Origin of the sequence: Variovorax sp. 3319, assembly GCF_031456585.1 — a bacterium.
GTDB lineage: Bacteria > Pseudomonadota > Gammaproteobacteria > Burkholderiales > Burkholderiaceae_C > Variovorax > Variovorax paradoxus_P.
In genome coordinates this window covers 1-21,737 of record NZ_JAVDUZ010000023.1, presented here as the reverse complement: position 1 = coordinate 21,737, position 21,737 = coordinate 1, and the positions used below count along the sequence as shown (strand labels likewise).

The window sequence follows — 21,737 nt, the reverse complement described above, 5'->3', positions numbered from 1 at the left end:
TGCGCTGCAGATCGTCGATGCAGCGGTACGGCGTCTCGGAGACATAGCCGAGCGGATTCCAGCGTGCCGAGCGCTCGCGCTCGGACAAGGGATCGGGTGCACCTCCTGCCGATGAGGCCAGCATGTGAATTTATCCTTGGCTGGTTATTCTCCAATAGGAGTTCGCGCTGGAGGTTCGGCTGGCCGCGCTCCTCGCGGGCATACGCTCAACGGTGCCGCATCCGCGGCGTGTGGCGAGCATCGCATCCATTCTGTCAAGCGCCCCTCAGTGTCGCGTGATTTCTCCCGAGTGTGTGTTGCACTGCCTGGAGCATCCGCTCGCCGAGGGCGATCTGGCCTTGCGTAGAAATGTGAGTGTCATTCGGATAGTAGAAATCGCGCATCGCCATCTTCTGCCGCTGGGCAAAGCTGAAGAGGTCGGGGCCAAGGTCATTCTCTACCAGCGCCTCGGCGAACGCCCGGGAGTGCGAGGGGTCAAGGTAAGCGGTCCATTTGTTGGGCACCACCATCCACAGAATGGGGACTGAAGCATGGGCCTGTCTGAAGGCTCGCATCTGCGCAGCATGTGCTGGTGTGATTTCGCCCAGTTCCCTGTCCGCGGCGAGGAAGAGGGCGGTGTCGCACCGGCGATGGGAGAAGCGCTCGCAGCCGGCCTTCACCGGGCGGGCGACGGTCTGCGGATCGCAGTCGCGGGCGGCACGTCCCGCCATAGCCGAACGCGTGCAGCGGTACGTCAGCCAGCCGGAGATCAACTGCGCTTGCCAATTCAAGGCAAAGCCGGGCACATGCTCGTGCGGCAGTGCCCGCGGCGCGGTCAGCGCGCTCAGCGGCCTGTCCATGCGTTCGCACCCATGCGTGTGTGCCAGACGAATGGAGACGATACGCTCGACAGATTCGATGACCACCAACTTGCCGCGAAATCCTGAGGCATGGAGCCAATCGTCGAAGTCGCTGCAGAGGCGTTCCCCGATGCTGTCCCAGAACACGGTGGCGACGCCGTAGCCCGCGCGGCCCAGTCGAGACTGCCAGACATGCGTGGCCGAGAAACTGTCACCGATCACAAGAATGTCTGCTTGCTCCACCGGCACACCATGGAGCTGGGCCAACTCCACGGCAGGCTGCGCCCCACGCCAGCCGAACTCATTCTCGGAAATGCGGCCGATGCGGGTGAGGTCGCCGTATGGAACCGGTGTGAGAAGGCTCTGAGTCAGAAGGCATGCGAGAACGGCGAAACCGGCGAGAAAGATCGAGAGCCAGAGCTGGGCCGGCTTGATCATGGTGCCGTACACATATCGAGCGCAGATCCATCCTCTTGTATCGACACTTCTGCGAGCTTGTACATGCGCCAATTCTCAAAGGCGCTGCCATGGCAAGTGCATTCTGCGTTTGCATGACATGGTGAGGTCATCGAGCCGTCCGGCGTTGGGAGCGACGCGCACTGTGGCCCAGCCTTTCCGGGCATCTCATCGGACTGGTACGTGGCCGTTGAGCTTGCAGCTGGGTCTGAGCTGGCGCGCCAATGAGCAGGCAAGAGTCAAAGAACTTCATGCAAATGCATGGCGCGCCATTTGATGTCCGCGTTTAGCATTGGTATGCCCGCCGGCGCTTCTCCCACTCGCTAGTCGGCGGCTGTTCCTTTGGCCCGCTTCCGCGGGCCTTTTTTTTCCTTTCGGCCCGCTTCACGATTACCCCTTGCGATCCAGGGCTGCAGCCCTGATCGGCTAGATTTGTCCTGATATGCATCCAATGAAAGTCCGCCCGTTCAAAGCCGGGGATGAGGCCCCACTGTTGGCCGTGTTCCGAAGCGCGGTCCATCGGATTGCCTCGCGTGACTACTCGGCGGAGCAAGTTCAGGCGTGGGCGCCTGCCGATCTCTGCGTGGAAGAGTTCAGCGATCGACTGCGGACGAACCGTCCTTTCGTGGCGGTCCTGGGTCTGGAGCCTGTGGGGTTTGCCGATCTGCAGCCGGACGGGTATATCGACCAATTCTTTGTGTCGGGCTATCTGCCTCGAAGGGGAACAGCGCGGCTGCTCATGGATCGAATTGACGAAGAGGCTGCGGGCCGCGGCTTGGAGCAACTTTTCTCGCACGTCAGCCTCACGGCCGAACCGTTCTTTGCCAGCCGAGGTTTTCACGTGGTGGAGCGATGCCACCCGGTCCTTCGCGGCGTCACGTTCCGGAACGCCCTGATGCGCAGGTCTTTGACCGGCCACCCCCAGCGTTAGTCCTCGCTTATCGGGAGGCCGAACACCCGGCGGAACCGGGAAATGCGGTGTGTGCCAAGCTCACAACACGCCGGAAGGCCCCGAGCAGAATCAAGTGCATGCCCTCGCGAGCTCACGCGCGCGCTGCTTTTCACCCCCGACGCCGTCGGCGCGTCACAGGACCATCCACCCAAAAAAAAGCCTGCGTGCGGCAGGCCGAAGAGACGATCAGCGAAAGGGAAAACTTGGGAAAAAGAAACTTGATCGCCCCAAACCATGCTAGCAGCGGCTCGACGCCATGGCGGCCATGCATTCGCACTAGCGCGGGGAGCTTATGCAGTACGTGTGCGTGAGTTCCTGCTTTTGAATGCTGCGCCGCAGTTCGGACTCTTGCTCGCCGGTGTTGCGGTGCTTGTCGCCCCGTATCTGGAGGTGTGCGCTTCTTCCTTGAGCTCATCCGCGTGCGGTCTCGGGCCTGCGCACTGGGCTATCCAGCTTCCCGAAAGATCAAGCCAGGAACCTGAACCAGCTTCGGCGACGCGGTGGCGCCTCGCCCTGGCCTCGGTGAATAACTCGTCCCCCCTGGATCTTGCGTTGCAGTTGCATCACCCCATACAACAGGGCTTCAGGAGTGGGTGGACAGCCGGGCACATAGACATCGACGGGAATGATGCGGTCGCACCCTCGAACCACCGAGTACGAATAGTGGTAATAGCCGCCGCCGTTCGCGCATGAACCCATGGAGATCACGTAGCGCGGCTCCGCCATCTGGTCGTACACCCTGCGAATAGCGGGGGCCATCTTGTTGGTCAGCGTGCCCGAGACGATCATCAGATCCGCCTGACGCGGGCTGGCGCGGGGAATCATTCCAAATCGGTCGAAATCGTAGCGTGCCGCAGCCGTATGCATCATCTCCACCGCACAGCACGCAAGCCCGAATGTGAGATACCACAGGCTGCCGGCATGAGCAGCGGCGATCGCGTCTTCCACCGTTGTAACCAGATAGCCGGTCTCGCCCGTTTTGTTCGAAGCGTCGTTCTCTGTCAGATTCATCAGAGAGAGCTTAGAAAGGTCCGCACTCCTGGTCTTGAACAAATCGGACTTCGGCCGGCATGAGCGCCCAGAGCGCCCATCGACGTTGTGCAATCCCTGTTCGCAGTTGCCCGGGCGGATGGTTTGCAATCGATCTGGCTTCGCGTGTCATGTGAGCTTGATCTGCGTAGCCCGAGTGGGCCGCCAGCGCACTTAACGACGTGTTGTCAGTCAACGCTTGGACAAATGCATCGAACCGCTGCAGGCGCATCCATGTCTTTGGAGACAGTCCCAGATGCTGCAAGAACACCCGTCGATAGTGGCGCTCTCCAAGGCCAGAAGCACGTGTGGCCGCGCGTGTGCCGTGATCACGCAGCATTGGAAGCGCAAGCGCATCGAAACAACGCCGCGCGTCCACCGGAATGGCCGAGGCGATGGCTTTCCAGAATGACGGATCGCCAGGCGCGGAGCGGTCAAGCGCGGTCATCCATTGACGGGCCTGAATGGTGGGCCACGGCGTGATCGCCTGGACGCTGTCGGCCAGCGAAGCCGGGCTCAGCGCAAAGATGTCCTTTAGCAACCAGGGCTGAAAGACCAAGCAGACTGACCGAAGCGGTCCACGCACCGCAGTTGCCAAGGGGCGCGCAAACGGCCCGGTGACAAAGTAGCGCGGACAGACGCTGCGTCTGGGCGCCTCTACCACGCCGTGCAGCACCACATTGAGGCTCGCATACGCGTTGGCGTGCACCTGCTCTGCGGAACTCGAACCGGTGAAATCCCGCCAGATGGCGCATAGGACGAGCGGCTGCAGGGCAGGCGGCGCCTTCTCGACGATGACCGAATCCGACTGGCGCATTGGGACATTATCGCGGTCGCATCAAAGGAGGTGTTGCACCTCCCGGTCCCCGTCCGTATGTTGCGCGAGCAGCCACGCGGTTTTTCGATGTGCCCCTAGCGCAAGAAACACAGGCGACGAGAGCGCTGCGGTGGAGGCGGGCGCGCGCCGCAGCGGCAATGCCCTGGACAGCACGACATTTGCATGCGCACAAGACCCTCGCGTCCGAGTGACCGTCATGCCGCAGTCGCGGACCCCACTCGCGCCCGCTTCGGGTCTATCCATTGCAATCCTGCGCCCGCAGGATTCGGAAAACATTGCTCGCGCTTTAGATTGTGAGCGCCTGTGCCTGCTGCGTCGCAGTGCCATTGGCTTGTTCAATTCAAACGGAAATTTGCGTGAAATATTTTGATCTCCGCCGGACGGCTTCCACGAGCCTTGCGTTGGCAGCAACTCTTCTTGCTGCGGCCTGCGGCGGCGGTGGTGGAAGCGGCGGTGGTGGTGGGTTGCCGCTGACGCCGATTGTTGTTGCACCCACCGCCCCGACGAGTCCCAATACCGCGGAGCCAGGAAATACTGGCAATCCGGGCACCCCCCCCGACTCAGGAACGCCTGACAGCGAGTCCTACACGGTCTCCCTGCTTGCTGGTTCGAACACGCAGACGGAAGGATTCGAAGACGGAACCGGCGAAGCTGCGAAATTCAGTTGCCCCACGGCCATCGCCAATGGGCCGAACTTCAGCTTGGTGGTTGCCGACGGTGCCGGCACCGGCAAGCACCGGATCCGTACCATCGAACAGGGCACGGTCGCGACCCAACTTCTGTACAACGCCAATGGATCGGTGATCTCCGGAATCATGGTGGACCCCATTGGCAGATACATTGTCTCGTCGCCTGACAACACCTATGTTTCAGCGTTCTCGCCCGATGGCAAAACTGAAGAACGCTGGGGGGTTGGCAAGTTGATGGGGCCAAGCGGCGCCGTTCTGGGCGCCAACGGTGACTACATCGTCGCCGATGCCGGGGACCTCAAGATCAAGACATTGAATCCGACTAACGATTCGGTAACCACCTTTGTTGGCTCGATCAAGGGCGACGCTGATGGGAGCGGGAGCAATGCCCAGTTCAAGTACCCGAAGGCGATCGCGATCGATGCGACGGGAAATACTTATGTTGCAGATCCGGAAGGTCATACCATCCGGAAAATATCGACACTGGGTGAAGTGTCGACCCTGGCGGGCTCCGGGACCGCAGGACACGCAGACGGACAGGGGAAATACGCTTTGTTGAGCGCACCCGTCGCTGTTGCCGTGGGTCCCAAGGGCGATATCTTCTTCGCGGAAAGAGGCAGTCATACGATCAGGAAGATTTCTGCTTCCGGCTTTGTGTCCACGATTGCAGGGGTGGCGTTCGATTCCGGGGCGACCAATGGGCTGGGCAACAAGGCCAAATTCCGCGACCCCGAGGGCTTGGCAGTCACGTCGAACGGCACAATTTACGTCGCGGACTGCGGCAATCACCAAATCCGCAAGCTGCGTCCCAGTTCCTGAGCCTCATGCCACTGATGTCGTGACCGCCTCGAGCGGCAGGCCAATCGGGCGGCCGTCGGAGCGGCGGATCGCAAGTTCGCGCGCCACCCGTTGAACGTGGAACTGCGAGGGACTACGTCTGGCATGTCGGTCGCTGCCCACAGTATTGGAAACAGAAAGGAAACTGCTCATGCCTATGTGCCGAACATCGTGTCCTGGGATCGCACGGCGCTGCGGCGGTACCTCTGCTCGCGACGCTCTGTGCATGGGGCCGCGAGGGTCTTGCGAAGCAGATCGATCGCTGCATGGCTGCGGCCGACCAACTCGCGGGCTTTGTCGCTGCAGACACATCGCTGGAGTTGCTCATGGCGCCCGCGACCGGCGTCGTCGTCTGGCGACCACGCGATCATTCCCTCATCGCGGACATACACGCCAACCTGCCGGAAAACGCGGCATCGTTGACCACTCTTCCGAGTGGCCGTTGGCTCAGAAATGTCGCGGCCAATCCGAACATCGAAGTGGATGTTCTTGTCAAAAGGATCCAACAAGCGATTGATCAGCACCGAAAAACCGAGCCGCCGTCTTCGGTCTGAAGCCCGGTTCCGTGAGGATGCTGCTTGCGCAGGCGCGACACGCCCTTCATTTCCTTGATGCGGCGCCTCCAAGCAGTTACAGGATCCGTCGACCGGAAGGGGCTTGCGAGCCGGCAACCGTACAGAGAGCATCTGCGACTGCGCGACGATGCACTCACGCCTCGCGCAGCAACCCTCAAGACGGCGTCCTCTTCCCTTCCAGCCCCAATCAAGCCCCGGAGGTTCTCATGCATCTGCAGTTCTGCAGGAGCTTCCTTGCAGGCTATTCTTTCGCGAAGGCTGCATGAGACAGTGGCCACTGGAGTTCGAATGAGCAAAGAATGGGAAGAAATCAAGCGTGTTCTCGTCCGCGAGCGCCTGTTGGAGGCCAGTGCGATCAATCGCGGGGCATCCCCACAGGAAATTGCCGAACTCGAGGACCATATCGGCGTCGGTCTGCCTGCACGAATGAAGGAATTCCTCATGGAGCACGACGGCCAGTCCTATGATGGATACGCCTTCTATCGAGGCGGAGTGCTTCTCTCCACATCGGGCATCAAATTCCAATGGGACATGTGGCGCGCGATCGAAGCCGATGAAGACGCGGATTTGGAAGATTTTTCGTCCGAGCCGCCTGAATGCATCAAGCTGATGTATTCCAATCCAAAATGGATCCCGATCACCCATGACAATAGCGGCAACTACGTTGGTTTGGACTTGGATCCGGACGTGAGGGGACGGCAAGGGCAGGTGGTCACCTTCGGCAGAGACGAGGACGAAAAGCGTGTGCTTGCTGATTCGTACGAGGCGTTTCTAGAGGTGATGCTGAACGACATCACCGCGTCCCAATGGGTCGACGCCGAGCACCTCCGTTCGGCATCGAGATAGACGTCGGCGGTATGGATGCCTGGCAGTAGGCATGAATCCCAATCCAGGCGCTTTCAATAGAGAAGTCAAAGGCGCCTGCCGCCGGGTCAAATCCTCCACAATGCGCTCCCACTTGTTAGGATCCTATGTCTCTTGAAACTTGGCTTCTGTACGTTGTCGCGGTGTTTGTGTTGACTGTCACGCCGGGTCCCAGTGTCCTGATGTGCGTATCCAATGCGGTGAATCATGGACTCCGCCGGACTTTTTTTTCGGCCATTGGAAGCGTCACCGCGGTGGTCGGCATCATGGCTTGCTCCGCCGTCGGCGTAGGTGCCGTGCTCGCGGCTTCCGAACCACTCTTTCATGCGATCAAGTGGTTCGGCGTCGGGTACCTTCTCTACATCGGGATCGCGACGCTTCGCTCCACAACGTCCAGTTTCGACCTCCCGGTTGGCATGGCCGGCCGGTCTAGCCGAAAGGCGCTCTACGCGAAAGGCTTTCTAGTGGGAGCAAGCAATCCAAAGGCATTGCTTTTCTTCACCGCGTTCTTTCCGCAATTCATCAATCCCGCTGCATCCCAGCTGTACCAATTCGCAATCCTTGGCGGCACCTTCGTTTTCTTCGAGCTGTTCTGGCTCATGTCCTATGCAGCATTCGCCTCCCGCCTTTCTCCCTGGTTGCGAGCCAAGGGCAGGGCAAAGGCGTTCAACTGGTTATCGGGTGTCACTTTCATTGGCGCGGGCGCTCTTCTCGCCACCGTGAGGCGCGTGGCGAAGGACACGTAGCCGCGCATCCCGAAACAGAGCGTGGGCTATAGGCGGTCGCCCCGTGTATCCGCCTTCGTGTGGTCTCGGGCGGTGCGGAACTGGCAGTACGCCAGAGCGACTGCCTGCGATGAAGCGTCGAATTGCAGATGGGCTGTATGGCCGAGTCTTCAAGGAATCCCAACCAGTCGCATCAGCGTGCCCCTCGCCACCTCTTCACGCGCAACCGGGGACAGCTGGGCCAAAAGCACTGGACGCGGCGTACTTCATGCCGTCGCTTGAAGCCGACCGGTGACTCGCATCGGTGCCCACCAGAAAGCGTCCGGGCTGTTCCTTGATGAGTTCGAGCCACTCCGGCCACACGCGCGTGCCATCGCGCAAGATGGTTAGTCGGGCGAGCGGGGATGATGCGGCCAGGTGCGCGCGCTGAGTTCGTAGTACGGGTTCGGATGCTGCGCCAGCATGCGCCGAGCGAGGAACAGCGGTGTGTACCCGCCATGCGCCCAGATCACTGGCACATCCGAAAACCGCTGAAGCAATTGCGAAAGCGCCGCCATCCGCGTACTCTCCACATGCACCTTCACCGGCACCTTGTGCTTGCAGGCCAGCTCGAGGATGCAGGTCATCATCGGACCGTTCACGTCGAAGTCGGTCTCGGCAAAACCTGCCGATGGGAGGTGCGCCGCCGAGATCTCTCCGGTTCCTTTGTAGAGGCCGGTTGTCAGCATTTCATCAAGCTGCCGCAAGAGTTCTCCGCTGTGTTGCTCCCATTGCGGCCGATAGGCCGTGCGCTCGGGCGATATGGACGTAAATGGAATCAACGCGCCCGGGTGCTCCCGGACGGCTCGATCGACCGAATCATTGCTGCTGCGCCCACCCCAGAAAACCACCGCGCGACCGCGCCCCAGCGCGCCATTAGTTCCAACTGCATGGACAGGCTGTTCAGATGCACATGAGCATCCACAAAGGGAAACGACGGACCCTGCACCAGGCGGCATGCGCGCCGAAGGCTCTATGGCATCGCGCTGCAAGGACTGACGAGTCCGCCGCACTGGCTCGGAGGCATCGTGCTGCGGCCAAAGCGTTGATAGAAACAAGGGTCACGCATGCGGCACGGATGACTCGCGTCACGGTGGCGATGGCGCAGGGCATGTAGAGTGAATAAAAGCGGGGAATTCTACGAAGACCTTCCGAGCTGCTTGCTCCCGGGCGCTCGTTACGCCAGCGGCCGGCAGGAGTCGCCGGACAGGCCATCGGGTGTTGGAGAAGAAAGCCGACGCGGCCGAAGACCTGGCGAATTCTGCAGGCCCACGCAATATGCTGTCGCGCACGAATCCATCCTGCACACGCAGGACTGCCGTTGGGTGCACCCCGGCACTAGCATCGATGGGAGACCCGGGGGTGAGCGGGTTAGCGCCGCGACCGACCTGGAAGCTACAAATGGTCGACACTGCTATATGTGAGGCCCCGGTTCCTCGCTAACGACCTTCTTGCGTGCACTCGAGCTCACTAAGCGGTTAGCCATGAGACGAAGGAACGGCGCTCCCGTTCAAGGCCTCGGGCATCCGCAGTGGTGAAGCCTGCCCGAAGAAGGAGCTAAGCGGCTTAACGGGCATTCACCCCCTCAGGAACTTGGGTCGCCCACCAGGAGATTCAGGTTCTGCGCCGCAGCGCCTGCAGCGCCTTTGCCGAGGTTGTCGAATACCGCGCAAAGCACTGCCTGCCCCGTCCGGTCGTTCGCCGCCACGGTAAGTGTGACCTCGTCGGTACCGTTCAGCGCTTGAGGATCCAGCTCACTGGCGTGCGCCGGGTCCATGAGCCCCTCAACCCGCACGTGCGCGCATGCTTCGTAGCGCGCGTGCAAGCACTCCTGCAGCATGGTCCCGCTGGTTCCGGAGCGCAGCCATTCGAAGTGGATGGGAATGGTCAGCACGATGCCTTGTCTGTACGCGCCATACCCCGGAATGAAGATCGGATCGACCGACAGGCCGGCGTGGCGTCGGATCTCCGGGACGTGCTTGTGCTCCAGCCCCAGCCCGTAGATCTGCACGCCCTTTTTAGGCTCCCCCGGTCTTTCGAAGCGGTCAACGCCAGTTCGCCCCTGGCCCGAATAGCCGGAAATGGCGTGAATGGACAACGGCTGCGCGGCGTCGAGAATCCCGGCATCGATCAGCGGCCGCAGCAGCAGGATGGCGCCGGTCGGGTAGCAGCCGGGGTTACTCACGCGTGAGGCTTTTCCGATCCGAACCGCCTGGGCTGAATCGAGTTCAGGCAAACCGTACGTCCACCCCTCGGAGACTCGGTGCGCCGAACTGGCATCGATGATTCGCACGCCGGGCTCTGAGACGAGGCTGACAGCTTCGCGGGCTGCCGCATCCGGCAGGCAAAGCATTGCGACATCACAGCTGTTCAGTGCTTGCCGTCGTGCCTCCGGGTCTTTGCGAAACTTTTCGGGCAGGGTGATCAAGCGCAGGTCGGGGCGCTGCTCCAGCCTTCGGCGAAGGTCCAAGCCGGTTGTGCCTTGGTCGCCATCGATGAAGATACGGGTATTCATGGCCGTGAATCTAAGTGCCTCGCGGCGTTAGCGCCAGCTAAAAAAATTGAAGCGCCCATTCAGAATCCGTAAACTCGGTGCATGAGAGAAATCAGTCTGGACCATCTGCGCACACTGGTGACTGCCGTCGAGTTGGGATCGCTTGCCGCGGCCGCTCGAGCGCTGCACATCGCCCCACCCACCGTCACGGTGCACATCGCGGATCTTGAGAGGCGGCTCGGCGTGCGGCTGTTGTTGCGGGGCGGCGGTCGAGCCGCTCCCACTTCAATCGGCCAGCGATTTGTCGATCGGGCGCGGCGACTTCTGGCCGACGCCGACTTTGCCGTCGAGGAAGTCCGCGATGCGCTCGCGGGGCGGGGCGGAGAGGTGCGGCTCGGCGCCTCCACGAGTGTGCTGGTGCATCTTCTGCCAGCGGTGCTGGAAGCCCTCCAGCAGCTCGCGCCTGCGGTCAAACTGCGCCCCGTCATACTCACTTCCCGAGAAAGCGTGATGCGCGTCGCTGCGGCAAGTATCGACATCGCTGTCGTCGCGCTCCCGCAGGACTCGCTTCCCGGCGTACGTATCCAGCGCTGGCGGCGCGATCCAGTGCAGGGCCTCGTGCCTGCGCAGTGGAAACCACCGGCGCGCCTGAGCGCAAAGTGGCTTTCGGGAAAGCCCCTCATCCTGAACGACGCTTCCACCAGCCTGTTCCGGCAAACTGCTGAATGGTTCGCTGCTGCCGGCGTGCATTGCAAGGCTCACATCGAAACCAACTATGCGGATGCCGCGCGCAATCTTGTTGCCGCTTCGTACGGCGCGGCGCTGTTGCCACAGGAGGCGGCAAGCGCGACCCAGGATCCGCGGATCGTCGTTCGTCCGCTCAGCCCTCCTTTGTGGCGAGAGCTTGGCATCGTCTCGCGCCAGGGCGAAGAAGAGGGGCCCGTTTACCATGTGCAACAGGCTCTCGCAAGGGCGGCTCGCCCCTGAATGAACACCACATGGCCGCGAAGGGCCAACCGCCGACCCATGAAAATCAAGGTGCTCCCCTGGGGGCGCAAATCCTAGAGCGGCTGCACCGATCCTTTTGAATCTCAGTCGCCTTCGTTCAGGGCATTAACGGCGCCGACCGCGACATTGAAATGCCGCACCATCTGATTGAAGCGAGCGGCGTCACGACTCTCCTTGAGAGACCGGTACTCTCCGACCATCGTTGTCAGGGAATCGGTCAGTTGGCGGTAGTTGATACGGATCGCGTTTTCCGGCAAGGTCTTCTCCACCTCGCGCTGAAGCGTCAGCGTGGACTCGAGTCCGCTGACGAGGCGATCCGCCTTTGCATAGCTGTCTGCGTTCCTGAGGCTCGCGCCATCGTTGAAGCTTCCGATGACATCCTTTGCCTGCTGCATACCGAGCCGAGCGGCGTACATCTTCCGGTTACCCTGCGCGTTCAGTGCAGCGATCTCCGCATCGACGCTGCGGCGATGGACTTCCTCTAGCCCCTTTTCGAACGCCTCGTACGCATCGTGGCTGTCCTTGAACGCCTGGCGGATCAGGATGTCTTGCGCCATGCCCTTGGCCAAGTTGTCTGTCTTGTAGGCCTTGGAGGTGAAATAGGGTTCGATCTCCCTCATCAGCGATACCAGTCGATCGATCGCTTCGATCAGCGTATCGGCTTGTGCATCCAGAGCCTCGGTGTCCGCGGCCTTGATCGCACGGCCCTGCTTCAAAGCGGGAACCGCCTGTGCAATCCAGCCTGCGCCTACGCCGATATCGTCCTTTGCACTGCGGGCCGGTACGTTCACGTCGAAGTACCTCTTCATCGTATCCCTGAGTCCGAAGCTGTCCGACAGCTTGTTGAAGCCTTCGGTATACGCATTCATCTTCTTGACGGTCGACTGGGCGTCCAGGGCCGCCGGCGGCGCTTGCTGCACGGGCGGAGCCGCATTCGTGGAAACGGGCGCAGCGGGCGGTGGTATGTCGTTGCGGCAAGCAGCCAAGAGCAGGGCGCAAAGCAACGGCAGCAGTCCACCGATCCTTCGGAGCGACGATCTTGCGTCTGAAATGGTTCGAGGGTTCATCGCATCTGATCGTAGTTGCCGGACATCGGAACATCATTCCTGCATGGGCAGGATTTGAAGAGCGCGAGCGGGAGAGATTGGCCAGTTTGACCGCCGCAGGGGCGAGCACGGAGCGAAAGACAAGTAAGACTCGATCTTGGTGCGCGCCAGTGCATCGGGCGCTGGGACCACCGACTGCAGTCAGGAAGGCTGTGTCGGTGAGGCACCACTGTCAATCCGACTCTTGAGTGACTGTACGGCCTGCTTCCTGGCGGGCAACACTCTCGACTGCGATCGGGCATCCAACGCCCAACGGAGATCCAGACGTTGCTGGATAGAAAAGGGATCAGGATGAATTGGTTGGGACCGTTGGCCATGGGCGTGCTGGCTTTGCTCGTCACGGTGTCCTGGTTGCGACGGTTCGAGACGGCTGGTGCCACCGGCAAGCGGATCATTTACTTCGTCATATTTGCCGTTTCGTGGACGGCTGGCAAGTCACTGGTGCAGCCTCGCATCGACAGGCTCGTCTTGGCAAGCAGCATCGAGGGTGAGCTGCTGAAAAATGTGACGTACGTGGCGCTCAAAGAGCATGAGCCGGACACGTACAAGCGGGTTCTCGACAAATTGGAAGTCGATATCAAGGCCGGGGCGATTGCGGAAGCGGCGTATGCAAGCATGGGCCGGGAATTCGGGATTGTTCTCGAGAAACGACTTCCCATCACGTCCGATGCAGCCGCGATCGCGTTCATGAAAGTCAAAACGGAGCAGATCAAAGTGCTCTTCGATCGAGGTGGTGATACCTGCTATCTCGGCTTGCACCCGGAGCTTGTGCAGGACCAGGCCAAACTTTATTCACGATTCTCACCTGCGCTCGAGGATGCGGGCTATGTCGCGATGGCACAGGTCATCCGCGACGCACGACTCCAGCCGATGGCCGCTGTGACCGATGCGCAGATCGATGAGACAGGCGTGATCGATTCCTTGCAATTGGAGCCGGACGTCTGGGCAGATGTCGCCAACATGGATGCTCCAAAAGCAGATCTCGCCCTGCGCCGGCGAGATTGCGAAATCTGGCTCAGGTTGCAGGAGGCAGTCCTTAAGCTTACCGAAGATCGCGCGGGCGCTTTTGTCAGGTACCAGTTTGCCCATGCCTGAAGCTCATGCCACGCATCGCGGGTGGCCCTGCCGACGGAAGCGCACGCGCCAGCCTGAGTGTCGGATGAAACGCATGGGTCACGACTCATGCCGAAGCTGAGAGATCCAATTTCCTGCACCACCGAGCCGCTGGACCGCGGGGCGCATCGTCTGCCAAGAGTCATTCACGGTTGTTGGCAGATCGATCAGGGCGGGGCACGCCCATACGGAGAAGTCTTGATCAGGCGGAACTCTCCGTTGCGCAGTTCGTGGAACTCGATCACGTCTTTGCCGTCTTCTCGGTCCATGTCGCCCGCCCGAATCATCAAACGGCTCGACAGATGGTAGATGAGTTCTTGCCCGTCTTCGTGCGCGTACTGAGGCTTCAGCGGATGAACACTCATCACTGGGCCAGGCAATGGTATGGCACGGCCGGTCGACGCGTCGATCACTGCGCCAATGCTGCATCCGCTGCCGCCGCAGCCCCAGCGCGCGACGATGTAGCGGCCAGCGAACTCAGGCTTACGCAGGGCGATCGCCTTGCGCAATCGGGTGCGGTAGGAGCGGGAGAACTCGCCGTCCAATACCAGCGGGTGATTCGGCCCCCTGTGCCTCGCTCCAGCCGGATAGTCCTCGAACTTTGGCGTGACCGCCGCGTCTTGTGCGTTCGCCAAAACGGTGAAAACAACCGAAGCGCCGATGAGGCATCTAACCAGGCCGGTGAGAGATTGGGCTTGTCTCATTCAGGTACCCCAAGGTGCTCAGTTGATCTGAAAATCGAGATGTGCAGCTTGCGCTCGATCGCAGCGCATTTGCCGCAGCCCGTCGCCGGCGCAGCACAAGTATGACCCGCAAGGCGAGGTACAAAGCCAGCCTCCCCCTTTATGCAAAAGCATGATGATGCGGACACCAAGATATGGGGCGTGGCCGCTTGTCGCAACAACGGAACACCCGGAACTTAAAACCGAGACGCCGCAGTTACATTCGAGCCACTGCGGGCTGGTCCGCTTCTCCAACCTAGGAAAGATCAATGGCGCAAACAGGCACACCCGACCAAAGCGCAACCCGCCTTTTCGGCGATTTCGCACCCAAGCTGGCGCAACTCACCGATCAGACACTGTTCGAGGACATATGGGAGCGTCCCGAGCTCTCCAAACGCGACCGCAGCATGATTACATGCGCCGCGCTGGTAGCCCTCGGAAAAACGGAGCAGATGGGATTCCACTTTCCCCGTGCGGTAGAAAACGGCGTGACGCAGGACGAACTTGTAGAGCTCATAACCCATGTAGCTTTCTATGCAGGTTGGCCGAACGCCGTCTCCGCGATTCTCAAAGCCAAGGATCTTTTCGGGGCCCAGCAACCCACGTCCTAAGCTTTGCACAAGTAGTGATTTGGTCGACGCTCGAAGCAAGCGGGCTTTCGCATTCGGTACCTGCCCAAGCGCACGGCGAAGGAGCGTCAGAGGGTTCCGCGGAGGATCGTGCAGCGGATCAATGGGCGCAACCTGTTCGAGGTGGCGCGGGCGTATGACTCACACCGCGGTATGTACGGCAGATCCTTGCTCAGCAACGTGTGCCGCGCTGATCGTTGAGGCAGCAAGTAGATGGGATGTCCCCGCACTATCAGACTCAGACGCACGCGGAAGCCCTGCGATTGCAGGGTATTGAGTTCAATGCGCCGTGAATCACACTTGGGACTAGTTAGACCGAGGGCGGAGATTCATGCAAAGGAACCACGTGCAAAAAACCAGATCTGTTAAATCCTGGGCCGTCACGGCCACGCTCGCTGGCGCGGTCGGACTTCTGGCGGCGTGCGGTGGGGGAGGCGGTGGCGGGAGCGCCGGCTTCTTCCCTCTCCCCAATGCTGGTGGAGGGCAATCGCAGCCTCCTGGTCCAGTTGGAGGCGATCCCGGCAATCCTGGCCCCGGCGGTACCCCTGCCCCCGGAGGCAACCCGAACGCGAGCTTCAGCATCGGCGGCAAGGTTTCAGGTCTGCTTGGACCAGTCACTTTGCTATTGAACGGCACAAATATTCTTAAAGTCGACACCGACGGAGATTTCAAGTTTCCCACTGCGCTAGCGAATGGCACGGCCTACGCAGTGACTGTCAGCGCTGCGCCGCTTTGGCAGCAATGTGCCGTCGCAGAGGGAAGCGGCACAGCATTGACAGACATCAACACCGTGGCTGTGACTTGCGGTGCTCCGACAGCAGCTGTTTCAAAGCTTGCTGGCGCGGATGACCAATCGGCGGGCGCGGCTGACGGGAAGGGAAGCTCCGCGAGCTTTGCCGCTCCCATGGGATTGACATTCGACGCTGGCGGAAATCTTCTCATCTCGGATAGCGGAAATGCCGCGATTCGCTCGCTCGCCTTGGACGGAACGGTCACAACGCGGCCGTTGAACGGCGAGGCAATGGCTGGTCAAGGGCACTTGGTGTTCAACAACTTTGGGGAGATGTTTGTTGCTGGCCATGCCGGGCAGCGCGTCTACAAAATCTTCCCTGACGGTCGGACCTTGGGACTTGGGCCATTCGTCAACGCCACCGGTGTGGCAATGAACGCGGCGGGTGATCTGTTCGTGGCGGACTTCACGGCTTCAAAGATCACGAAGCATGGCAGCACGGGGGGCGTGAAGACGCTTGCGCTGGACGCTTCGATTGGCGCTCCGTTTGGAGTTGCCGTAGATGGGAATGGCACTCTCTTTGTGACCGATCAAGCAACTCATCGAGTGCTTAAGATCGAGAACGAATCCCACGTCACGGTCCTTGCCGGATCGACTCGCGGGAATGTGGACGGCGAGGGTTCCGCCGCGAAATTCAATTTCCCGCAGGGGATCGCTGTAGGTCCTGGAAGGATGGTCTATGTGACCGATACCAATACGGTTCGTGCAATCTTCCCGACGGGCATTGTCGCCACACTGGCAGGAAAGGGTGAGACGGCAGGCGCGGCAGATGGCGTTGGCGCTGCCGCGCGGTTCGCGGATCCAAGCGCCGTTGCGGTAGGACCAAATGGTGATCTCTATGTGACCGACAGCCTCAACAACAGCGTTCGAAAGCTTTCTAAGCCCTAAGTCTGGACACCGGAACTGGCCGGGCGCGATCATTGAATCGCGCCGGCTCAGGGATACTGGGTAGTTTGAGTCGAAGAGCGCGCGAGAAAGAAAATGCTTTACCGTCAGAAGGTTGACCGCCCCGCCGTTGACACACCGGTCCAACCCGGCCGGTGACTGCTACCGGCGGAACTCTTTGCACACGCGGCATGAGGAAAACACGGCTGAGGCGTTTGAGAAAGATTGCGGAGATCTTGCGACGCCGGCGCTATTCAACATCGTCATACCTGCCGGGTAGATTTGAAGTTCTGAGCGAAATCTAGCCAGAGACATTGCCCAACTGAGGCGAATCGGTTTCAACGTCGTTGGGGGGCTGTCGGCGGATCCCTGGCCATCATCGAAGCGGAGGCGTGCGCGGTAGCGCGTGCCTTCGGGGTGTGAGCGACCAAGGAGGCCGCGGCCTCCCTGATGGAGCGGCTGATCTGCCGGCTGGGTGGGGCGCGCCTGTACCTGCCCAAGCGTACGCCGGAAGAGCGTCAACGGGTGCCGTGCGAGATCGTGCAGCGGTTCAATGGGCGCAACCTGTTCGAACTGGCTCGGGAGTACGACCTGACGCCTGCGACACTGCTTTGCGGGGAGAAGTAAATGGAACTGCACCCTTCTGCCTTGGCCAAGGGGCAATGGGCGATAGGCCCGACCTTATCAAAGGAATTGTTCTCGCTTTGGGCGCGATGTTGTGCTGGACGGCGTACGGTCTTCTCAACGCTGCTTGGTTGCGCCGTTACCCTGAATTGCATGCAACCGACTGGGCGAACTGGCTAGGCGTTGCCACGGGCGCGAGTGCTGTTGTCTTGTGGTTGCTGGCCGGCAGTGACATCAGTTCAGTCCAGTCAAAGGCCGATCCTGTAGGCTTCATCCTGATTAGCCTCGCAATTGGGATTGGGTCTTCTTGGCTGGCAACAGTATTGTGGAATGTCGCAAGCCAGCGCCTGCCCGCAGATCTTTGCGGCCAACTTATCGTGAGCGAGACAGTGTTCGCGTTGCTCTATTCGTTCGCTTGGGACGGCAGATGGCCGCGATTGACCGAAGCTGCGGCGGCGACATTGTTCATTTTGGGAATGCTTGCCTCCTTGCGAGCACACCAGCGAACCGGGGCTGGCGGATGACGGCGATCGCGAATGCAACGCGCTTGGCAGTTCACTCGACGATCACACGCTCCTAGATGAGGCTCTCTGGTGCATGCAATGAAGCCGCTCAAATTCATCAGTCTCTGCGGATGCCTGATCGTGTCGCTCGCATTCATCGCTCGCCTTCCATTGGTCGAGCGCGAGACCACATTCACTGCCGCACACCGGCGCGCGTTGAATGTGCCAGGCGTCCTGCGGCAATTGTCTGCGAGCTACTTATGGTTGGGATGGGTTGCAGGCTTCGGCGCAGTCGTCGCCGAAGTGGCAGCAAAAAAGCTCCAAATGACTCCTGCCGAATTGGGCTTGCTGTCGGGCCTTTTCGGTACGGCGGTGATACTAGGAAACCTCATGAGCGGGTGCTTGCGGCGAGCGCTGGGGGAAGCTGCCTTGCCGCTACTTGCGCTGGTCTCCGCCGCGGGGCTGTTCGCGTTCATACTGCCAGTGCGTTCGGGAATACAGTTGGCTTTACTGGGGTTGCCTTGGGCATTTGGATATAGAGGGGCCGGTCCGTTGCACCATGCGAGGCTCAGCTTGCTGTCGGAGCCCTCCAGAGGCACTATCAATTCGTATCATGCAAGCCTTCTGAATCTTGGAATATTTTCAGTCAGCGTCTTGCTTGGGACATCGGTGCGCGACGCATCGCACTCGATCTTCTGTGCAGCGACTGGAGCTATTGCGCTCTGTGGCGCGTGTCTGCTGCTTCCATTTTCTCTTCGGGAGACCGATAAATGACAGTTGCACGGCTTTGGCGCACACGCATTGACCTCAGTAGGGCTGAGGAGTACGAGCGCTTTGCGCAGAGCGTCTCGCTGGAGATGTTCCGCAGTCAACCGGGCTTTGTCGCCGTCACGATGTACCGTCGCGCTGAAGAGTGTGCCGTTTTGACATTGTGGGAGACGGAAGCGGCTGCTGCTGCACTAGATTGCGCCGAAAGCTATCTTAGGACCGTCGCGCAGATCAACGCTTCAGGTTTCCTTCGTCCGCCGCAGAGCGTTGAGGTCAGTGCGGTACATGTTTTTCACGCCAAGGTCACCGAAAACCAAATTCCGTAGAGTTTGTTCTATGCAACCTGTAATTGCAGGAGCCTCAAGCTGGTCTTCTGCGTGACATAGTTCGCATCGCGGCTTCGCGACTGCCACAAGCTAAGTTGATCAAAAATGTTCCACATGTACTCGCCTTATCAGGCGGTCTTGTCGTGTGTATCGCAAATTAAGTACCTTGGCACATGATCCGTCTTCACTACGCGCCAAGCAGCGCTTCGATGATTCCACATATCCTTCTGGAAGAAATTGGCGTTGCTTATGAGCGCGTGCTTGTCAACACCGGGGAGCAGGCAAATCGCGACCCGGCATACCTGCGTCTGAATCCGAACGGCCATGTTCCCGTGTTAACCGACACGGACTCGGACACGGTCTTGTATGAGACGGCCGCGATTGCGCTGTATCTATGCGATGCGCATCCACACTCAGCTCTTGCGCCTGTGTTGGGCACAACCGAGCGCGCCCAGTTCTATAAGTGGATGATGTGGCTGACGAATACGCTGCAAGCGGCGTTGATTATTTATTTCTACGCTCATCGCTGGATGGATGCGGGCAACGACGCTGGTGTGGCTGAGCTCAAGCGCAACGCCGAAGAGCGTATTGACAGCATGCTCAGCCAGCTTGACGCTGAGGTGGCGCGAACAGGTGGGCCTTGGTTCATGGGAGCGGAGTACACCGCCCTTGATGCCTATGCATTTACGCTATGCCGCTGGACCCGCAACTTTGATCGAACGACGCCCGCACGCGATCGCAGTTTTTTGGGCCCCTACCTTCTCCGTATGCTGGCGCGTACCTCGGTACAGCGCGTGTTAGCAAATGAAGGGCTTTCTTCGCCGTATATTTGAATTGACGTTCTGCCGCCGCTCCGCGATCCCGACTGTTTGCGGCGCGCCCAACATTCAGCTATTTTCCCATGTGAATGACAATGCGAACCCGAATAAAAATTTGCTGCATTAGCTCCAGCGATGAGGCGGAGTTAGCTATACGGGCGGGAGCTGACGCACTCGGTTTGGTGGGAGCAATGCCCAGCGGTCCCGGAGTGATTGAAGACGACGCGATTCAGGCGATTGCCAGAGATCTGCCAGCCGCCATTTCAGCATTCCTCCTCACGCAGGAATGCAGTGCAGACGCAATCATGGATCATGTTTCGAGATGCCAGGTCACGACTGTGCAGATCGTCAACCATATCGCGCCTCGTGAACTGCAACGGCTGCGTGAAGGCATGCCCGCGCTGCGCATTGTGCAGGTCATTCACGTCGAAGGTGCTGACGCATTGCAATTGCTCGGCGAGTATGAAGAGTTCGTGCACTCGTTCCTCCTCGACTCCGGATCGCCCACGGCGCCGATTCCGTTGCTTGGTGGCACGGGGCGCATTCACGACTGGTCTGTTAGCGCCGAGTTCGTCCGGCGGTCCCGACGCCCGGTGTTCCTCGCGGGAGGGCTTTCGCCTGGCAACGTGGCTGAGGCGATCAGGCTCGTACGGCCGTATGGCTTGGACATCTGCTCCGGCGTAAGGACTGCAGGGCGATTGGACGGCGTGAAACTCGCCTCCTACATCGCTGCGGTTCAAGCAAGAGACGCAGAGCTTTACGGTGGAACCATCGGTCATGCAGATGAGCGCGGCGCTTCACCTGGCTGAGGGCGAGTCAGCGCGCTGTGCGTCATAACCGCAACTTTGCGCTGCATGCGACCTTGGGGTTGGGGCTGCGCAACTGCACCGAAAGTCGATGGTTGGTAAGCGCGCGTTGATCCCGTCTTGAACTGCGGGCGAGTGTCCATGACGATGGTGTCCACCAAGGATTGAACCGACCCCCAAACCTCGGACAGTTATGGTTTCATGCGGGTGCCGCGGCAGCCTGCATCCTGTACGCCACCGGGCTCAGGCCGCCGAGCCCGAGCTTGATGCGATCCACGTTGTAGTAGCGAATGTAGTCGTGAAGGGCGTTTTTCAATGTCTCGGTCGTGTCGAACTTTTTGAGATGGAACAGCTCGCACTTCAGTGTTCCGAAGAAGCTCTCCATGGCCGCGTTGTCATAGCAGTTGCCCTTCCGGGACATGCTCTGGACGACCCCGCTTTGATGTAGGCGTTTGCGGTACACAGGCATGCGGTACTGCCATCCTTGGTCCGAATGCAGGATCGGTCGCTGGCCTGAGTCGAGCCGGTTGAACGCCTTGGTGAGCATGTTCTTTATCATGATCGGGAGCGGACGCTCTGCAATCTCGTACGACACGATCTCGCGGTTGTAGAGATCCATCACCGGCGACAGATACAGCTTCTGGTTGTTCACCTTGAACTCGGTCACGTCGGTCACCCACTTTTGGTTGGGCTCATCTGCTGTGAAGTCGCGCTCCAAGCGGTCCGGGGCCGTCTCGGAAGCAGCGCCGTCGTAGGTCTTGTAGCGTTTAGGGCGGACCAGCGACTTCAACTGCATCTCGACCATCAGCCTCTGGACCGTCTTGTGGTTGACAACGAGACCTCGCTGGCGCAGTTCGGCGGTGACTCGGCGATAGCCATACCGACCCTTGTGACGGTTGAAGATCTCGCGGATCTTCGCTTTCAGGTCGCATTGCCTATCACCTGTGCGGAGAGCCTTCAGCTGGTAGTAGAAGCTGCTGCGCGCCAGCTCAGCAGCGCGCAGCAGATCGGCGAGAGGGAAGTACGGCCTCAACTCGAGCACGATCAACGTCCTTTCACGGGCGCCGAGCGCGACTTGCTTCGAGCCAAGGCCTGCACTTTTTTTAGGTAAGCATTCTCCGCGCGCAGTTGCTGGAGATCGCGTAGCAACTCCTCGCGGCTGCGTTGGTCGTTCGTCACCGCTTCGCGGTCATTGCGCTTGCTCGACGGCTTGCTCATCCTCGTCTGTTCCCACTTCCACCCAGGCTGCAAGGCTGCCGCCCCATGAGCGGCGTACAACCGGTTCCACTCTGCCACCAGGTC

22 protein-coding genes and 2 pseudogenes are annotated in these 21,737 nt (G+C 60.2%); 15 read left to right on the top strand and 9 right to left on the bottom strand.

The genetic code is table 11. The features are described from left to right. Window positions 1–254 precede the first annotated feature (254 nt). A complete protein-coding gene (locus J2X67_RS27360) occupies window positions 255–1,277 on the bottom strand; it encodes a hypothetical protein (RefSeq protein WP_309958129.1) in 1,023 nt (340 codons plus the stop codon). A 469-nt stretch (window positions 1,278–1,746) separates the two neighbouring features. On the opposite strand from J2X67_RS27360, the gene J2X67_RS27355 reads away from it, so the two are divergent. Then, window positions 1,747–2,226 (top strand): GNAT family N-acetyltransferase, encoded by a 480-nt coding sequence (locus J2X67_RS27355; protein ID WP_309958128.1) that lies wholly within the window; start codon window positions 1,747–1,749, stop codon window positions 2,224–2,226. Window positions 2,227–2,712: 486 nt separating this feature from the next. Here J2X67_RS27355 and J2X67_RS27350 read toward each other — a convergent pair whose 3' ends face one another. Together J2X67_RS27350 and J2X67_RS27345 are read right to left on the bottom strand one after the other, a co-directional pair. After that, the gene (locus tag J2X67_RS27350; RefSeq protein WP_309958127.1) at window positions 2,713–3,258 is read right to left on the bottom strand and encodes an NADH-quinone oxidoreductase subunit B family protein; all 546 of its coding nucleotides are present in this window, start codon (window positions 3,256–3,258) and stop codon (window positions 2,713–2,715) included. Window positions 3,259–3,268: 10 nt separating this feature from the next. Continuing rightward, window positions 3,269–4,093, bottom strand: coding sequence for a helix-turn-helix domain-containing protein (locus J2X67_RS27345; RefSeq protein ID WP_309958126.1), 825 nt, complete (start codon window positions 4,091–4,093; stop codon window positions 3,269–3,271). Window positions 4,094–4,470: 377 nt separating this feature from the next. Between J2X67_RS27345 and J2X67_RS27340 the strand changes: the two genes are divergently transcribed. The 4 genes from J2X67_RS27340 to J2X67_RS27325 all read left to right on the top strand — a co-directional run bounded on the left by J2X67_RS27340 (window position 4,471) and on the right by J2X67_RS27325 (window position 7,825). Then, complete coding sequence (locus J2X67_RS27340; protein WP_309958125.1) at window positions 4,471–5,622, top strand: hypothetical protein; 1,152 nt, start codon at window positions 4,471–4,473, stop codon at window positions 5,620–5,622. Between the two features lie 284 nt (window positions 5,623–5,906). Next, window positions 5,907–6,194: a hypothetical protein gene (locus J2X67_RS27335; protein WP_309958124.1), complete on the top strand. Its 288-nt coding sequence runs from the start codon at window positions 5,907–5,909 to the stop codon at window positions 6,192–6,194. Window positions 6,195–6,503: 309 nt separating this feature from the next. Beyond that, the gene (locus tag J2X67_RS27330; protein WP_309958122.1) at window positions 6,504–7,061 is read left to right on the top strand and encodes an SMI1/KNR4 family protein; all 558 of its coding nucleotides are present in this window, start codon (window positions 6,504–6,506) and stop codon (window positions 7,059–7,061) included. Window positions 7,062–7,186: 125 nt separating this feature from the next. After that, window positions 7,187–7,825, top strand: a complete 639-nt coding sequence (locus J2X67_RS27325; RefSeq protein WP_309958121.1) for a LysE family translocator — start codon at window positions 7,187–7,189, stop codon at window positions 7,823–7,825. Window positions 7,826–8,190: 365 nt separating this feature from the next. Here the strand turns inward: J2X67_RS27325 and J2X67_RS27320 are convergent, their stop codons facing one another. Then, on the bottom strand, window positions 8,191–8,694 hold the full coding sequence (locus J2X67_RS27320) for an amidohydrolase family protein (RefSeq protein WP_309958120.1): 504 nt from the start codon (window positions 8,692–8,694) through the stop codon (window positions 8,191–8,193). Window positions 8,695–9,428: 734 nt separating this feature from the next. After that, the gene (gene argC / locus J2X67_RS27315) at window positions 9,429–10,358 is read right to left on the bottom strand and encodes an N-acetyl-gamma-glutamyl-phosphate reductase (protein ID WP_309958117.1); all 930 of its coding nucleotides are present in this window, start codon (window positions 10,356–10,358) and stop codon (window positions 9,429–9,431) included. An 81-nt stretch (window positions 10,359–10,439) separates the two neighbouring features. On the opposite strand from argC, the gene J2X67_RS27310 reads away from it, so the two are divergent. Continuing rightward, a complete protein-coding gene (locus J2X67_RS27310) occupies window positions 10,440–11,324 on the top strand; it encodes a LysR substrate-binding domain-containing protein (protein WP_309958115.1) in 885 nt (294 codons plus the stop codon). A 104-nt stretch (window positions 11,325–11,428) separates the two neighbouring features. Here J2X67_RS27310 and J2X67_RS27305 read toward each other — a convergent pair whose 3' ends face one another. Beyond that, entirely contained in the window at window positions 11,429–12,412 is a 984-nt protein-coding gene (locus tag J2X67_RS27305) for a DUF3829 domain-containing protein (RefSeq protein WP_309958114.1), read from the bottom strand. A gap of 354 nt (window positions 12,413–12,766) precedes the next feature. On the opposite strand from J2X67_RS27305, the gene J2X67_RS27300 reads away from it, so the two are divergent. Next, window positions 12,767–13,546 (top strand): hypothetical protein, encoded by a 780-nt coding sequence (locus tag J2X67_RS27300; protein ID WP_309958113.1) that lies wholly within the window; start codon window positions 12,767–12,769, stop codon window positions 13,544–13,546. A gap of 185 nt (window positions 13,547–13,731) precedes the next feature. Here J2X67_RS27300 and J2X67_RS27295 read toward each other — a convergent pair whose 3' ends face one another. After that, window positions 13,732–14,268 (bottom strand): hypothetical protein, encoded by a 537-nt coding sequence (locus J2X67_RS27295; protein ID WP_309958112.1) that lies wholly within the window; start codon window positions 14,266–14,268, stop codon window positions 13,732–13,734. Window positions 14,269–14,555: 287 nt separating this feature from the next. Between J2X67_RS27295 and J2X67_RS27290 the strand changes: the two genes are divergently transcribed. From J2X67_RS27290 to J2X67_RS27255, 8 genes and pseudogenes are all read left to right on the top strand, one after another. Further along, window positions 14,556–14,897, top strand: a complete 342-nt coding sequence (locus J2X67_RS27290; RefSeq protein ID WP_309958110.1) for a carboxymuconolactone decarboxylase family protein — start codon at window positions 14,556–14,558, stop codon at window positions 14,895–14,897. 364 nt (window positions 14,898–15,261) lie between these two features. Continuing rightward, window positions 15,262–16,593 carry a hypothetical protein gene (locus J2X67_RS27285; protein WP_309958109.1) on the top strand — a complete coding sequence of 444 codons (1,332 nt, stop codon included), beginning with the start codon at window positions 15,262–15,264 and terminating at the stop codon, window positions 16,591–16,593. Window positions 16,594–17,031: 438 nt separating this feature from the next. Further along, window positions 17,032–17,217: pseudogene (locus J2X67_RS27280) on the top strand (Mor transcription activator family protein); the annotation flags it as partial. A gap of 35 nt (window positions 17,218–17,252) precedes the next feature. Beyond that, complete coding sequence (locus tag J2X67_RS27275) at window positions 17,253–17,738, top strand: DMT family transporter (protein WP_309958108.1); 486 nt, start codon at window positions 17,253–17,255, stop codon at window positions 17,736–17,738. A gap of 78 nt (window positions 17,739–17,816) precedes the next feature. Beyond that, on the top strand, window positions 17,817–18,491 hold the full coding sequence (locus J2X67_RS27270) for a hypothetical protein (protein ID WP_309958107.1): 675 nt from the start codon (window positions 17,817–17,819) through the stop codon (window positions 18,489–18,491). Then, window positions 18,488–18,811 carry a hypothetical protein gene (locus tag J2X67_RS27265; RefSeq protein ID WP_309958106.1) on the top strand — a complete coding sequence of 108 codons (324 nt, stop codon included), beginning with the start codon at window positions 18,488–18,490 and terminating at the stop codon, window positions 18,809–18,811. The genes J2X67_RS27270 and J2X67_RS27265 overlap by 4 nt, the downstream gene beginning before the upstream one ends. 173 nt (window positions 18,812–18,984) lie before the next feature. Further along, on the top strand, window positions 18,985–19,644 hold the full coding sequence (locus J2X67_RS27260; RefSeq protein ID WP_309958105.1) for a glutathione S-transferase family protein: 660 nt from the start codon (window positions 18,985–18,987) through the stop codon (window positions 19,642–19,644). A 74-nt stretch (window positions 19,645–19,718) separates the two neighbouring features. After that, a complete protein-coding gene (locus tag J2X67_RS27255; RefSeq protein ID WP_309958104.1) occupies window positions 19,719–20,438 on the top strand; it encodes a phosphoribosylanthranilate isomerase in 720 nt (239 codons plus the stop codon). 196 nt (window positions 20,439–20,634) lie between these two features. On the opposite strand, the gene J2X67_RS27250 is transcribed toward J2X67_RS27255, so the two are convergent. Both J2X67_RS27250 and J2X67_RS27780 read right to left on the bottom strand, forming a co-directional pair. Further along, on the bottom strand, window positions 20,635–21,483 hold the full coding sequence (locus J2X67_RS27250) for an IS3 family transposase (RefSeq protein WP_409050549.1): 849 nt from the start codon (window positions 21,481–21,483) through the stop codon (window positions 20,635–20,637). After that, window positions 21,480–21,737: pseudogene (locus tag J2X67_RS27780) on the bottom strand (IS3 family transposase); the annotation flags it as partial. The gene J2X67_RS27250 and the pseudogene J2X67_RS27780, both read right to left, overlap by 4 nt.

Coding starts and splice junctions, on each gene's coding strand:
- J2X67_RS27310 (WP_309958115.1), top strand. CDS start 10,440: ATGAGAGAAATCAGTCTGGACCATCTGCGCACACTGGTGACTGCCGTC.
- J2X67_RS27255 (WP_309958104.1), top strand. CDS start 19,719: ATGACAATGCGAACCCGAATAAAAATTTGCTGCATTAGCTCCAGCGAT.
- J2X67_RS27325 (WP_309958121.1), top strand. CDS start 7,187: ATGTCTCTTGAAACTTGGCTTCTGTACGTTGTCGCGGTGTTTGTGTTG.
- J2X67_RS27360 (WP_309958129.1), bottom strand. CDS start 1,277: ATGATCAAGCCGGCCCAGCTCTGGCTCTCGATCTTTCTCGCCGGTTTC.
- J2X67_RS27260 (WP_309958105.1), top strand. CDS start 18,985: ATGATCCGTCTTCACTACGCGCCAAGCAGCGCTTCGATGATTCCACAT.
- J2X67_RS27300 (WP_309958113.1), top strand. CDS start 12,767: ATGGGCGTGCTGGCTTTGCTCGTCACGGTGTCCTGGTTGCGACGGTTC.
- J2X67_RS27305 (WP_309958114.1), bottom strand. CDS start 12,412: ATGAACCCTCGAACCATTTCAGACGCAAGATCGTCGCTCCGAAGGATC.
- J2X67_RS27290 (WP_309958110.1), top strand. CDS start 14,556: ATGGCGCAAACAGGCACACCCGACCAAAGCGCAACCCGCCTTTTCGGC.
- J2X67_RS27350 (WP_309958127.1), bottom strand. CDS start 3,258: ATGAATCTGACAGAGAACGACGCTTCGAACAAAACGGGCGAGACCGGC.
- J2X67_RS27275 (WP_309958108.1), top strand. CDS start 17,253: ATGGGCGATAGGCCCGACCTTATCAAAGGAATTGTTCTCGCTTTGGGC.
- J2X67_RS27355 (WP_309958128.1), top strand. CDS start 1,747: ATGAAAGTCCGCCCGTTCAAAGCCGGGGATGAGGCCCCACTGTTGGCC.
- J2X67_RS27335 (WP_309958124.1), top strand. CDS start 5,907: ATGGCTGCGGCCGACCAACTCGCGGGCTTTGTCGCTGCAGACACATCG.
- argC (WP_309958117.1), bottom strand. CDS start 10,358: ATGAATACCCGTATCTTCATCGATGGCGACCAAGGCACAACCGGCTTG.
- J2X67_RS27345 (WP_309958126.1), bottom strand. CDS start 4,093: ATGCGCCAGTCGGATTCGGTCATCGTCGAGAAGGCGCCGCCTGCCCTG.
- J2X67_RS27295 (WP_309958112.1), bottom strand. CDS start 14,268: ATGAGACAAGCCCAATCTCTCACCGGCCTGGTTAGATGCCTCATCGGC.
- J2X67_RS27270 (WP_309958107.1), top strand. CDS start 17,817: ATGAAGCCGCTCAAATTCATCAGTCTCTGCGGATGCCTGATCGTGTCG.
- J2X67_RS27265 (WP_309958106.1), top strand. CDS start 18,488: ATGACAGTTGCACGGCTTTGGCGCACACGCATTGACCTCAGTAGGGCT.
- J2X67_RS27330 (WP_309958122.1), top strand. CDS start 6,504: ATGAGCAAAGAATGGGAAGAAATCAAGCGTGTTCTCGTCCGCGAGCGC.